The 13,485-nt window shown below is 49.3% G+C and carries 10 protein-coding genes; 1 reads left to right on the forward strand and 9 read right to left on the reverse strand.

The window, feature by feature from the left end; all coding sequences use genetic code 11:
- Positions 1-2 precede the first annotated feature (2 nt).
- From HP398_RS22870 to HP398_RS22900, 7 genes are read right to left on the reverse strand one after another with little or no spacing between them, the layout of a single operon-like run.
- Positions 3-1,400 (reverse strand): flippase, encoded by a 1,398-nt coding sequence (locus tag HP398_RS22870; RefSeq protein WP_173623717.1) that lies wholly within the window; start codon positions 1,398-1,400, stop codon positions 3-5.
- Positions 1,401-1,423: 23 nt separating this feature from the next.
- The gene (locus HP398_RS22875; RefSeq protein WP_017250532.1) at positions 1,424-2,119 is read right to left on the reverse strand and encodes a CpsD/CapB family tyrosine-protein kinase; all 696 of its coding nucleotides are present in this window, start codon (positions 2,117-2,119) and stop codon (positions 1,424-1,426) included.
- A complete protein-coding gene (locus HP398_RS22880; protein WP_017250533.1) occupies positions 2,094-2,846 on the reverse strand; it encodes a YveK family protein in 753 nt (250 codons plus the stop codon). Before HP398_RS22880 ends, HP398_RS22875 begins: the two co-directional genes overlap by 26 nt.
- Complete coding sequence (locus HP398_RS22885) at positions 2,839-3,927, reverse strand: LCP family glycopolymer transferase (protein WP_173623718.1); 1,089 nt, start codon at positions 3,925-3,927, stop codon at positions 2,839-2,841. The genes HP398_RS22880 and HP398_RS22885 overlap by 8 nt, the downstream gene beginning before the upstream one ends.
- Entirely contained in the window at positions 3,924-5,819 is a 1,896-nt protein-coding gene (locus HP398_RS22890) for a polysaccharide biosynthesis protein (protein ID WP_017250535.1), read from the reverse strand. Before HP398_RS22890 ends, HP398_RS22885 begins: the two co-directional genes overlap by 4 nt.
- Positions 5,820-5,859: 40 nt before the next feature.
- Positions 5,860-7,140, reverse strand: coding sequence for a nucleotide sugar dehydrogenase (locus HP398_RS22895; protein ID WP_254476303.1), 1,281 nt, complete (start codon positions 7,138-7,140; stop codon positions 5,860-5,862).
- Positions 7,133-8,116 (reverse strand): NAD-dependent epimerase, encoded by a 984-nt coding sequence (locus tag HP398_RS22900; protein WP_017250537.1) that lies wholly within the window; start codon positions 8,114-8,116, stop codon positions 7,133-7,135. Before HP398_RS22900 ends, HP398_RS22895 begins: the two co-directional genes overlap by 8 nt.
- A 193-nt stretch (positions 8,117-8,309) precedes the next feature.
- On the opposite strand from HP398_RS22900, the gene HP398_RS22905 reads away from it, so the two are divergent.
- A complete protein-coding gene (locus HP398_RS22905; RefSeq protein ID WP_173623720.1) occupies positions 8,310-9,848 on the forward strand; it encodes a glycosyl hydrolase family 28-related protein in 1,539 nt (512 codons plus the stop codon).
- A 56-nt stretch (positions 9,849-9,904) separates the two neighbouring features.
- On the opposite strand, the gene HP398_RS22910 is transcribed toward HP398_RS22905, so the two are convergent.
- Complete coding sequence (locus HP398_RS22910) at positions 9,905-10,300, reverse strand: hypothetical protein (RefSeq protein WP_026043245.1); 396 nt, start codon at positions 10,298-10,300, stop codon at positions 9,905-9,907.
- Between the two features lie 111 nt (positions 10,301-10,411).
- Positions 10,412-13,423 (reverse strand): DNA translocase FtsK, encoded by a 3,012-nt coding sequence (locus HP398_RS22915; RefSeq protein ID WP_371736774.1) that lies wholly within the window; start codon positions 13,421-13,423, stop codon positions 10,412-10,414.
- Positions 13,424-13,485: the final 62 nt, after the last annotated feature.

The raw sequence follows: 13,485 nt of genomic DNA on the forward strand, positions 1-13,485 counted from the left end.
CTTCATGACCTCGTCTCCGAGAGCGAGACGGAATATTTTTCGGATAAAAACGGGATATACCACGTGCGAAAACCAAAATATTTGGATGCCCAATACGAAGCACAAAGATCTCGACAAATCAGGCTGATCGAAGTAGCAATGGCGGCCCCGATAATTCCATACAGCGGAATGAGACAAGCGTTTCCGATTATGTTTAGAGCAGCTGAACAGACAAGAATATTGCGGGCCGTTTTTTGATGTCCGGTCATCGTCAATAAGGGGATGACACTGCCTGTGCAAAAATTGACAAACTGCCCCATACACAAAATCACAAGGACGAGGCTCTCCCTCGCAAACTCTTCACCAAAAAAAGTAAGCAACGGAACGGCGAATATCGCTACGAGCAGATTGAGAGGAGCAGAGGTGAAGAAAATGAGACGATTGGCAAACGCAATCATCTTTTTCAAGCCGTCCATATCATTACGTGCGTACAGCTCAGAGAACTTGGGAGAGAGGATCGTATTGATGGAAATCAGCGCAAAGCCCGTCACCATTGCCAGACGAATGACCACACTGTATACCCCAACTGTTTTTGCATCCGTAAAAATGCCCAGCATGATCATATCTGTCCACGTCATAATCAATTCCATCGACGCACTGAGATACATGGGCAGTGCGACTGCAATAATTTCCCTCAAGCCAACGCCAGGTTCTCGCGTAGTCGGCTGTACACCATTACGGAATCCTCGGCTCGTCGCATACCACTGCCCCATCCCATAAACAGCATTCAAGATAACAGCAGCTGCGAGCAGTTGAATCAAGAGCATCGTACTGGATTCGAAAAAAGGAATGGCGATGAAAAGAAACGCCAAGTGCAGAAAACGCATACCGACGATATCGACAGTGATCGAGATAACAACCCGATGCAGTGCCCGAAACGCAGATGCATACAGCCTTGCGAGCGACACAAACGGAAGCATCCACGCGACGACTCGCAGTGCCTCTGCTGGCAGCTCCCCTGCAAACACGTAGGCGGACACCTGCTCTGAGAACACATGCAAAAGTACCCCAAGCACAATCGAAATCAGCGTCGCCCACAGCACTACTTTGTTGAATACTTCGGAAATCTGATAAAGCGAGCCTTTCGCGCGAAACTCCGAGAGAAAGCGGATTATGGCTGTATCCGTCCCCAAAACGGCCAGCACCATTCCGATGTTCATCAGGGTAATCGTCAGCGAATAGATGCCCAGGCTCTCGGCTCCATACTCTCTGGCAATGTAGAACTGCAAGAGATAGAGCAGCATGAAGCCAAGGAGCCGAAACAAAAACGTGAAGGCCGAGCCGCGAATCACTTCGTGAACATCGCGATCTTTATGCAGACGGTTCCATTGTCGTTGCCAAGCTAATTTAAGGGCATGCATGCTTACAAACGCCCCGCTTTCTGCTATGCGTTGTACCCATATCCGTAGTAGCCTTCTCTCTTCCCTACCTTCTTGTTGTTGAGAACAACACCGAGCAGATTGGCTCCTGCCGCTTTTAACTGCTCTACCGCTTTGACAGCAGAATCCCGCTTCGTCTTGCTTGCATCCACCACCATGACACAGCCGTCCATTTCCCTTGCCAGCACCATTGCGTCGCTTACGATTAATGGCGGGCTGTCGACAATCACAAAATCAAAATTGTGGCGCAGGTATGCCATCAATTCCAAGAGCCGTGGCGTTCCGAGCATTTCCGCCGGATTATGCGGGATTGGCCCTGCCGTAATGATCGACAGCTCTGACACGCCAGATGGTTGAATAATATCGTCAATCTGGCACATATCCGAAAAGTAAGAACTAATTCCGTACAGATTCGGCATATCAAAGGTGAAATGTACCCGCGGATTGCGCAAGTCAAAATCAAGCAGCACCGTTTTTTTGCGATCCTTTGCCATCATCAAGGACAGGTTGGCAGCGGTGATCGTTTTTCCCTCAGAAGCCCCTGGACTGGTGACTAAAATCGTTTGCATCAGCTTGTCGCCCATGGAAAACTGAATGTTTAAGCGAAGGGTACGGTAGCCCTCTACCAGCGGAGACAGCGGCTCCCAATGGGCGATCAGCTTTTGGTAACGATCATCAGGCTTCTGCCTTCTCATACTCATTCCTCACTTCCTCCACCTTGGGCTGGCGAAAAGCCTTCCGCGTTTTTTTGTCAATCACCGCAATCGTTGCCAGTACAGGTAAGCCTAAATACTCCTCCACTTCTTTTTCCGATTGAAGTCGGGTATCTATCTGCACCAACAAGAAGACGACGACCATAGATGTTGCCAACCCGAGGACAAAGGCGATCACCGAATTGAGGATTGGTTTTGGACTCACTGGAATGGCCGCCGGATTGTTTCGGGCTTCTGCCAAAATATGCACGTTGTTCATGCTAAGCATTTTGACGACTTCTTCCTGAAAGGTCGTCGCGATTGTATTGGCGATGAGCACAGCTCTGCCCTGATCCGGATCTTCTACTGTAATGGAAATGACCTGCGAGTCCTTAACTGGCTCCACCTTCGTTTGAAGCAGCAGATCCTCCATCGTAGCGCCCGCCCCGATCACTTCGAGCACGCGCTCCATCACCCGCGGACTTTCAATTATCACCCGATAGGTCTCAATCAATTTCAGATTGGAATCAATTTCCGCGACGGATAACATGCTCTCTACGGTTGAATCCAGCGAGCGATTCACTAATATCTCCGTCTTCGCCTGATAAATTGGTGTCAGTAAATAGAAGCTCACGAGCGCTGTTCCGATGGTGCATAAAGACGTAATCAAAAGGATCAGCTTCCATCGCTTCAACAACATCAGAAGTATTTCACGAAGATTAAGCTCCTCATTCATCCTGCTTCCCCCTTTGCCCCGCCATGCTGTCACTTCCTTCTTTCGGCAATTGTACGGGAGGTTCGATTTGTTTTTGAAAAGTTGAAAGACTCTCGGTCAACCTCTCACGCTCTTGCGGGCTGACGATATAGTAGTAGATTCCATTGATCATTTGACCCTTTCCTTCCAAACGAATCGTCTCGACGGAGGTAACTGCCGTGCTGTAGCTTAAGGCAAGCTGTTTCATCACATCAAAGGTCATGTTCGTTTTCACGTATTTCTCCATCGTCGCAAGGACGTCATTCAATCGGGTAGGCGCTGCAAGGGTTACACCTTTGTCCAGCAATGCCTTGATGATTTCCTGCTGTCTTTCGTTGCGCCCGAGGTCGCCTCTCGGATCTTCGTAGCGCATGCGAGCATAGACCAAGGCTTGCTTCCCGTCTAACTGGATGGGACCTACTGGAAAGGTGTAATCCGCATAAGTAAAGGCAAGCTTGTTGTTGACTTCCACTCCTCCCAGCGCATCGATCACACCTGCGAATCCTTCCATATTCGCGGTCACCACGTAATCAATGGGAAATTGGAGAAACTGTTCGACGGTGTCTACTGTCTGTTGCACTCCACCGAATGCATATGCGTGATTGATCTTATCCTGAGTACCTTTGTGAGCCATAGCGGTTCGCGTATCACGCGGTATGCTGAGGAGCAACGCAGATTTCGTTTTCGGGTTGACGGAGAGTACGAGGATGACATCAGAGCGCCCCTTGTCATTCTCTCGTTCATCAACGCCAAGAAGCAGCAGAGTGAGCGGTTCTTTGGACAAGATAGCGGAGTTCTCCACTTCAGCCGCAGACGTTGTAGTTGCTTCTTGGGAATTCACGGTCGGCGATTGCCTCACAGTAGCTGGTGCAGTCGCTACAGGTACCTCGACAGATTTCTGCGTGCGGACAGGGAGATACATTTTACTGGCCGTTTCTTTTAACGACAGATAGACATACACACCATAGCCACTCAAGCTGATGAGACAAATCAATCCTCCCCATACAAGCAGCCGCTTCCACTTTATCAAGGCAATCTTTTCCTTCCATTTGCTGACGCTCATCCGATCGCCACTTGATAAGGGACTGGCGTAGACTCTTCCTTCACGTAAGAAGTGGATTGATAGCCAGGAACGATCCCTTGCAAAGTCTCGATAATGGTTTGTTTGTCCTCCATCGTCGCTCCCTTGTCTGCAATTTGCTCCAACCGGGCGATCCCTGCCAAGAGCTCATTCCAGGAAAAATCGAGCGGCTTCCCAATAAAGATGCGATTATGGCAAGTAGACGACAAGCCTTCTTCCTCCGTCAAAATTTCTTCGTACAGCTTCTCACCCGAACGAACTCCCGTGAATACAACCGGAATATCCTTACCGGGCTCCAAGCCTGCCAAGCGAATCAGGTCGAGGGCCATATCGACAATTTTGACCGGTTTCCCCATATCGAGAATGAATATCTCCCCTCCCTGAGCGAGTGCTCCCGCCTGGATGACGAGCTGGGCAGCCTCAGGAATGGTCATAAAGAATCTCTCCATATCTGGATGCGTAATGGTAATCGGTCCACCTGCCCGGATTTGATTGAGAAAAACAGGAACGACACTCCCCCTGCTCCCCAGGACATTTCCAAAACGAACAGCCGCAAAACGGGTAAGTCCGAAATGGTTATAACCCTGGATCAGAAGCTCAGCGATCCTTTTCGTGGCACCCATCACACTGGTTGGGTTCACTGCCTTGTCCGTCGAGATCAGGATGAAATGAGAAACGCTGGTTTCCAGCGCGCATTCCGCAACGTTTTTCGTACCCAAAATGTTATTTTTTAATGCCTCACACGGGTTGTTCTCCATTAACGGCACATGCTTGTGGGCTGCCGCATGAAACACAACGGCGGGACGATACTCATGCATAATCGAAGCAATTCTTTGTCTGTCACGAATATCTGCAATCAGGCTGACCGTTTCCTGTTCAGGAAACAAACGCGAGAGCTCCAGGCTCATTTCAAAAATGCCGTTCTCTTCGTTCCCCAAGAGAAGCAGTTTCCTTGGACCAAATCTAGCTATTTGTCTGCAAAGCTCGGACCCAATCGAGCCGCCCGCTCCTGTCACAAGTACGACTTGCTGCCGCAAGTACCCCGTAATCTCTTCCAGATTGACCTGAACAGGCTCCCTTCCCAATAAATCCTCCAATGCTACATCCCGAATCATGTTCATCGTGATTTTTCCGCTGATGATGTCTGCTACATGCGGCAAAATTTTGACGCTCGCTCTCGTCGTTTTGCAAATGTCGAAAATCTCCTTAATCGTCTGCCGGGAAGCGGATGGCATGGCAATCACGATGTCTGATATGGAAAGTCGTTGCACGACGCGGGCGATGTCAGCCCGATTCCCTACAACTGGCAGGCCGTACACACGCAGATTTTGTTTGCTGGGCTCATCATCGATAAAAGCCACTGGACGTAGCTCCGACAAAGGCGAGGTTTTCATCTCCCTGGCTACGAGCACACCTGCGCTACCTGCCCCGATAATTAATGTGCGCCTGCGATCCTGGGTTCTTTTCTCCCGCTCTTCATACCACCACTTCCATACAAACCGGGAGCCTGTGATCCCGAACAAGACAAAGGCGAGCGTCATGAGAAAAAGTGAGGTGGGAAATCGGATGGACCAACCAAGCAGGTACGTCATTTTCAGTACCAGATAGAGAGCTAAAACGGAAAAGCTCGTAGCTAAAATGATCGAGACCAGTTCGCGAACACTGACATAGCGGAAAACAGCTCGATAGAGTTGAGCAAAGTGCATGCCTGTCACGACGAACAGTACGTGGCCCATCATCAAATACATAGGTTGATATTCGCTTATCTCCGCGAAAGAAAAATCAAATCGAACCAGGCAGGCCAACCAGACAGCCAAGCTGATAATTCCTGCGTCCGATAAGCTTAACCAGAATCTTCTCTTCCGGTAGCTCATATTCATCCGCTCCAGGTGATCGTTATTCAAAGAATGGTCATCATAAACGCCACAGACTAATTTCTGCCGGGCATGTTTCGCGATTTAGCACGCTTTTCACGTCTGCGATGACACCTTGCCCCTGATACAAGAGCCCTGCAAGCTCCTCCCATCCCAGGTGCAGATATCGCTCATGGGGTACGGCCAATACGATTCCGTGGGCAGGCTGCAGGTCTTCCCACTCTCGTAATTGAATACCGTATTCCTCTCTCGTCCGCTCTGGACAAGCCAATTCATCTGTCACTTGGACCTCTACTCCGAACTCCTTTAGTTCCTGAATAATGTCGATGACCCGACTATTGCGAATGTCCGACACGTTTTCTTTAAAGGTGATGCCCATGATCGTAATTCGCGAGCCTTGAATCGCAATATTTTGCCAGATCATTTGCTTCACGAGTGAGGTCGCAACGAACTTGCCCATTCCGTCATTGATCCGTCGTCCAGCCAGTATGACCTGCGGATGATAACCCACACTCTCCGCCCTGTATGTCAAATAGTACGGATCGACGCCAATGCAATGACCACCGACGAGTCCTGGAGAGAAGGGAAGGAAATTCCATTTGGTCCGTGCTGCTTCGAGTACATCTGCCGTAGAAATGCCCAAGCGGTCAAAAATAATCGAGAGCTCATTGATCAAGGCGATATTGATGTCGCGTTGCGTGTTCTCAATCACCTTGGCTGCCTCAGCCACCTGAATCGAAGGCGCTTTGTGAATACCCGCCTCTACAATCAACCCATACATCTCGGCAATCGTTTCACACGTCTGGCGATCTTGCCCTGAAACGACCTTGACGATTTGGGACAATCTCCGTTCCCGATCCCCCGGATTAATTCGTTCAGGTGAGTAACCGACGAAAAAATCAGTCCCCGCTAGCTTTCCAGACGCTTGTTCCAATACAGGAATACAAATTTCTTCTGTTACCCCTGGATAAACGGTCGATTCATAGACGACGATGGTCCCTGAACTCAGATGTTGCCCAACGCTTTCAGATGCGAGAATGAGTGCCCGCATATCGGGCCGTTTCGCAGAATCGACAGGAGTGGGTACCGTGATGATGATAAAATCGCACGCTGCGAGACTTGCGGGGTCATCTGTATACGTGATGTTGGCTCGCTTTAGCTCATTCGTCGACATCTCTCCCGTTTCATCCATTCCGCCCTCCAGACTGCGTATGCGTCTTTCGTCTATGTCAAAACCAACTACTGGAAGCACTTGCCCAAAAGCAATCGCGACAGGCAGTCCTACATATCCAAGACCTACTACACCCACTTTTTTACGCATGAGCCACACCATAATAGCTGACGTACCAGTCTACAAAGCGAGATATCCCTACATCGACTGGTGTTTTCGGTCGAAAGCCTGTCGCCTCATACAGAGCTTCCACTGACGCATAGGTAGCAGGAACATCCCCCGGCTGGATGGGCAAATAGTCGCGAACAGCCTTTTTACCCAGCTTCTCTTCCAGAATCGAAAGAAACGTAAGTAAATCGATCGGCTGGTGATTCCCGATATTGAACACCTCATACGGCGCCTTATCCCCTTCCCTTTGGGGAATTCGATTCATCAGCCGCAGCATCCCTTCGACGATATCGTCCACATACGTAAAGTCCCTTGTCATGTTGCCGTAGTTGAAAATGCGGACAGGCTCTCCCGACAAAATCGCCTTGGTAAACGTATAGAGCGCCATATCGGGTCGTCCCCAAGGCCCATATACCGTAAAGAAACGAAGTCCCGTTGCAGGCAGGCCGTATAAATGACTATAGGTATAGGCCATCAGTTCATTGGCTTTTTTCGTCGCTGCGTACAAGCTGACCGGCTCATCTACGGGATCGTACTCAGCAAATGGTAGCTTTGTATTCCCTCCGTAGACGGAGCTTGAGGATGCGTAGAGCAAATGCCTGACTCTCGACCGTCGGCACCCTTCCAAAATGTTCAGAAACCCGGTGATATTGGAGGTCGTATAAGCATGAGGATTTTCCAGACTGTACCTGACGCCCGCTTGAGCAGCCAAGTGAATGACAATCTCCGGCTCCATTTCTCGGAACAACTCGTCCATTTTGCTCTGATCTGCAATATCCGCTTTGAAAAAACGAAATGATGGATACGCTTGGAGGATTTCCAGTCGTTTGCTCTTCAAGACCGGGTCATAATACTCATTGCAATTATCTACCCCCCACACCGTCTGTCCTTGTTCCAAAAGCCGTCGTGCTACATGAAAACCGATAAATCCAGCTGCGCCTGTCACCAAAATCGACATACTATCCACCTCTTTGCTTATTCATACGGAGGTTCTAGGACAAATATGCCAGTGGCTGCCCGAAGTTTATGGAACACATTTTTTATGTAGTCCATGCCCTTTTTACCAAATGGTTGTCAACATTTGAGAAATGGTTGAATGAAATGAAAAGAAGACAATCTTGTCTACCCATTTTTTGGAGGAGAATGCTTTTATGTGGATTGATGTAAAAACGTACGGAGCAAAGGGGGATGGAGTGACCGATGATACCCAAGCAATTCAGGCTGCCTTGACTGCTGCTCTGAACTTGCAAATTCCTCTGTTTTTCCCTGCTGGCACCTATATCATTGAACCAAACAGGCTAGAGGTCATCCTGGGAACAGGAAAAAGCCTAGTGATGCTGGGAATCGGTCCTTACTCCGTGTTAAAAAGGAAAGCCAATTCGACTGCCGCAGATTGGCGCTGGCTGTTCTCGATTACATCCATGGATGGTGATGCGGATTCTTTTGTGGTCACCAACCTAAAGATTGATTCCAATGCCAGAGCAAACCCACTGCCTCCCGATCCTTACGATTACGAGCATAGCGCCGATTTCTACATTCGTGGTGGCGGTCCTAGCAGCTATATCAATTATGTAGCGCTACGACAAGTATGGTGTACGGATGGAATCGCCGACCATTTTTACTTTGCCGGAGAAACGAACTCCTATGTCCGCACCGTGCAAATTACCGATTTTTACAGTGACAACCGCAAGCGTACACGCTCAGATATTACGGTGACGGGTGGCCTGGAACGTCTGAATGCAGCGAATGTAGCGTGTGATCGTTTTGAGGTCGAGCTCAATGCAGGGTTCGACGGAGCCACACCCATGTTCGTAAACCTAAGCAATATCTCTTGCCGTCAACAGCTCGACTTGGAAGGAGATCTGTCCTCCCCGATGGTCGTGCAAGGTAGTCAGCTTGTTTCGCTCGCCAGCTTCAGTCTCACTGGCATGACAGGCTGTATCAGCTCCTCGGTTTTTTATACGGCACCTGATCAGAAAAATCGGGTGAACTTTATGAAAAACATGACCTTCAGCAACTGTCGCTGGGTATTGCATACGACCGCACAAGGAAGTACAAAGACGGTTGGTACCGGTCTGACCGTGGATTATTCGGACGTAGGTCTTGTATTTGATGGCTGCAGCTTCGAGGCCAACGATACAGCTACTTCCATCGGCGGCTATGCCTTGAGCTTGGAGCCATGGGATGTACTCGCCGAAAGACAGGTTACCGTGAGAGACTGTTCGTTTGACCCTCGGTTGACCCAAAACATTTCGTTGAACCGCTGCGGAAATGTCTCCCTCATCAATAACCGTTATTCCGGTTCTGATCACGCGATCATGCTCTTCGGCACCGGAACGTACCCATTGGTAGTCACCGTGGATGGTGGCGACTTCAGCCAGGTTACTGGAAAAATGTTTTATCACAAGTCTTCGGATAAAATAACCCTCTCCATGAAAAACCTCCCTGTTCCTGTTTCCCTCACTAGCGGCTACAAATCCGAAAACTCTACCTTTATCCCAACTGTTTCCATCAACGAACGTGTGGTGTATGTCGCAACAGCCCCCAGCGCCTCCGTCAAATACGGCGGTCTCAAAGGCGATACACTGCGCTTGATCACTCCTGTAAACAATCAACCATGCGAATGGATTGCGATTACGACAAATAAAACTGCCTGCACCTGGCTAACGACCAAAACGGCCAAAAGCTAAGGGGAATGAAAAACATCCATCTTGCCCCTCGTTGTGGGATAGATGGATGTTTGTTATTAGGCAATACGCTCCAAATCCGGATTGTAGCGTTTTACATAGGTATAAATTTCTTCCCCGAGCAATTGCGTTCTCACGAGCTCATCTGCCTGTTCACTCAAATGCTGGGTGAGTTGATTGGTTCCATTTTCGATGCGTCTTTTGGCAGCCTCAGGCAGCGTCAATACATGCGGTACGAGTAATTGCAGGTACCAGACGCCCTTTTCTTCCTCGGAGACATCGATCTCCAGTTCCATATCCGAACTATCGAAATCGTACAGCTGGTTAAAGAGCGACTCCCTTTTTTCCAGCGTCATTGCGGTAATGTCGATTTTTTCCACGCTCAAATAATACTCTTCATTGAACAAGACAATTTTGTCGTCAATCTCCTGATACTTTTTCGCCAGCGGATTCATCGTCATCGTTCCTTTCCATCTCACATCTATCCTATAGCATACTACCTTACTGAATATTTAGGCAACTCACCTGTGTAGAAAGGGCCTTGCTCCATGCAAGACCCTCGTTTTTTACAGGAGTGTCGATCCCTCCACTACGGCTTGTGCGTCCTCCTTGGAAATAAGGACAGCGCGAGCCTTACCGCCGCTTTGTCCTGCGACGTACCCATCTGCCTCCATCATTTCGATGAGACGAGCGGCACGGTTATATCCGACGCGGAAACGGCGTTGCAATCCAGATGCAGAAGCTTGTCCTTGATCGGCCACGAACACGAGCGCTTCTAGATACAACGGATCATCTCCGCTGTCAAACGATGCAACCTGCTGCTCCAAATCTTCTTTGCTGAAAATGTAAGCAGGCTTTCTTTGCTTTTTGATCATGTGCGTAATTCGCTCGATCTCGTCATCTGAAACGAAGTTCCCTTGCAGACGAACTGGAGTCGTGCCGCTCTCAAGGAACAGCATGTCCCCTCTACCCAACAGTCGTTCTGCCCCAGACTGATCGAGAATCGTACGTGAGTCAACTTGGGAGAACACGGCAAAAGCAAGACGAGTCGGTACGTTTGCCTTGATGTTTCCGGTAATAACATCTACGGATGGGCGCTGTGTCGCCAGAAGCAAATGAATACCGCAAGCACGTGCCTTCTGAGCGATCCGGATAATGCAATCTTCCACATCCTGCGGCGAGACCATCATCAGGTCAGCCAGCTCATCGATGATGATTACGATATAAGGCAGCTGATCATCTGTCGTCTGATTGTAGCGTTCAATATCGCGAACACCCGCATCTACGAACAGCGCATAGCGCTTCTCCATTTCTTCCACGGCCCACTTGAGAGAAGCCGTTGCTTGCTTGGCCTCCGTCACGACCGGCGTAACCAGATGCGGCAAATGATTGTAAGGGGCGAGCTCCACCATTTTCGGATCGATCAAGAGCAATCGCACCTGCTCAGGAGTCGCCTTGTAAAGCAGACTGACGATGATAGAGTTGATGCAGACACTTTTACCTGAGCCTGTCGAGCCGGCAATCAAACCGTGCGGCATCTTTTTAATATCCGCAATAATCGGCTCTCCGCCGATGTCCATACCGAGTGCGACCGCCAGCGGAGAGGAATGCTCCTGAAACTTGTCTGAGCTGATGATCTTTTCGATTAATACAGGCTGGCTGGACATATTCGGGACTTCGATTCCGATGGCATTGCGACCTGGAATCGGTGCCTCGATGCGAATGTCTTTGGCAGCTAAATTCAGTTTGATATCGTCAATCAATCCCGTAATCTTGTTCACTTTTACGCCGGGAGCCGGTTGCAGCTCAAAGCGTGTCACGGATGGACCTTTGACAATCCCTACTACCTGAGCGCTGACATTGAAATTCGCGAGCGTCTCTTCCAATAACAGCTTTTGAATTTGGGTATGCTCATCGTCGTCATCGCTAACCGGCGGGCTCGGATTCAACAGTCCCAAATCCGGCAAGTCGTATGGCGGCTGTGCTGACTCTGCTCCTTGGTCAGCTTCAGTGGACGAGTCTTTTACCGGAGCAGACGCAGGTTGCTTCGTCATGGATACCTGAGACATGTTCACGGGCTGTGCAGCGGATGCAGCAGGGACAGAGACTGGAACGGATTCTGGTATGGTTTCTGCAACGGATTCAGCAACTGGTTCTACAATCGGTTCTACAGATTCCACAACTGGTTCCACAATTTGTTGAACAATAGATTCAGGTTCAGTTGGCTCTGTTTGCTCTGGCGTATCTTCGGAAACCGAACCCACTTCTGCTGAACTGAGCTCCTGTGGTGAATCTACTTCTGCCCTTTCTAGCAATCTGCTAATTGCAGATGCATAGGCAGGCTCTTCAAGGCCATCGCTCTCTAGCTCTGTTGCGTCTTCTTGATTCTCCTCCCCAGCAGAAGGAGACTCCACGTGATCGCCATCATTCTCGCTCTCCACCTGCACAACCGCACTGCGTGTAGTGATCAATCTATGCTCGGCTTCCTCATGGGCTAGTCGCTCTTCCATCGTTTGAGAGTAGTCTGTCGGTTCTGGTTGCCCAATAGACTCCGATTCCTTCTCTTCGGAATTCTCGCTCGCCATTGATTCTGCGAGTTCTATCTCTTCAGTTTGTGCCTCTTCTTCCTCATTCTCCCGAGCTACAATCTCTTCGCCTTTTGGCTCAAAAGCATCAACATCAGAATCTTGCAGATCCGTAGCTTGCAACTCCGTATCTATCATTTTCCCTGCTATTTCTTCTGCTACCGTCTCTTCCATTTGTATGGAAGCAACAACCTCTCGTTCTGAATCAAGAGCTTCTGCCATAGCAGACTCCGAAGCAGTCTCTTCTCTTTCGTTATGTATAGATTCATCTCCAACAACATGCTGCGGTTCATTTTGCTCAAAAGAAGCAGTCTCTTGCTCCTCTGGAAAATACCGCTCGCTCATCTCTTGTTCCCACTGCTTCACCTGCTGCAAATGCTCTTCTTGCTCCAGACGCGGATATATGATTCCCGCAGTCGTATGAATCCGATGCTCTGCCTCGCGCGTCGCGGGGGTTATCTTCCCATAAACAGGGGAAACGATTTCAGACGGCTGGTAGGCACGCTTTTCTTCTGTAGAAAAAACGGGTCTCGTTACTTTTTCCGCTTCTTTTTGCGGCGTACGGTTTGGACGCTGCGGTATCTCGATGTTGTTTTTGACAAGCTCAGGTTTCTTTTTCTCGAAAACAGGCTCTGTCTTTGTTTCCAGCACACGATCATTTCCTGGCCGCACCGTTTCACGCTTGGGCTCGAATCTCTCACGAGGTGCCTGCTGACGACTGCGTTCATTCGATTCGGCAGGATTTACGCTATGATTACGCTTCTTGTCCAAATAGTCATCCGGGACAACTGGAAAACGAAACTGACGCTCTCTTCTTTGACGCACATTGTCTTCTATATCTCGATTGCTTACCCGTTCTTTTGGGTAGATGCTTTTTGTTTTCGCCTGAGGCTGAGGCTGACGGGGAACGGGATTACCTGTTGGGTTACCGGTACCTACTGGACGGCCTTCTTCCTCTATTTCTTCTTCTCTTTCTCCCTGAAAAAAGTTCATCAGCTTTTGAAGCCACGACCACATGTTGCAACGCCCTTTCTTCACTAACCATCTTTTCCCCT

This window comes from Brevibacillus sp. HB1.4B, assembly GCF_013284285.1.
Lineage (GTDB): Bacteria > Bacillota > Bacilli > Brevibacillales > Brevibacillaceae > Brevibacillus > Brevibacillus porteri.

Bases quoted from the DNA above. Each gene is read 5' to 3' on its own strand.
- HP398_RS22870 (WP_173623717.1), bottom strand. From the start codon at position 1,400: ATGCATGCCCTTAAATTAGCTTGGCAACGACAATGGAACCGTCTGCAT.
- HP398_RS22875 (WP_017250532.1), bottom strand. From the start codon at position 2,119: ATGAGTATGAGAAGGCAGAAGCCTGATGATCGTTACCAAAAGCTGATC.
- HP398_RS22880 (WP_017250533.1), bottom strand. From the start codon at position 2,846: ATGAATGAGGAGCTTAATCTTCGTGAAATACTTCTGATGTTGTTGAAG.
- HP398_RS22885 (WP_173623718.1), bottom strand. From the start codon at position 3,927: ATGAGCGTCAGCAAATGGAAGGAAAAGATTGCCTTGATAAAGTGGAAG.
- HP398_RS22890 (WP_017250535.1), bottom strand. From the start codon at position 5,819: ATGAGCTACCGGAAGAGAAGATTCTGGTTAAGCTTATCGGACGCAGGA.
- HP398_RS22895 (WP_254476303.1), bottom strand. From the start codon at position 7,140: ATGCGTAAAAAAGTGGGTGTAGTAGGTCTTGGATATGTAGGACTGCCT.
- HP398_RS22900 (WP_017250537.1), bottom strand. From the start codon at position 8,116: ATGTCGATTTTGGTGACAGGCGCAGCTGGATTTATCGGTTTTCATGTA.
- HP398_RS22905 (WP_173623720.1), top strand. From the start codon at position 8,310: ATGTGGATTGATGTAAAAACGTACGGAGCAAAGGGGGATGGAGTGACC.
- HP398_RS22910 (WP_026043245.1), bottom strand. From the start codon at position 10,300: ATGAATCCGCTGGCGAAAAAGTATCAGGAGATTGACGACAAAATTGTC.
- HP398_RS22915 (WP_371736774.1), bottom strand. From the start codon at position 13,423: ATGAACTTTTTTCAGGGAGAAAGAGAAGAAGAAATAGAGGAAGAAGGC.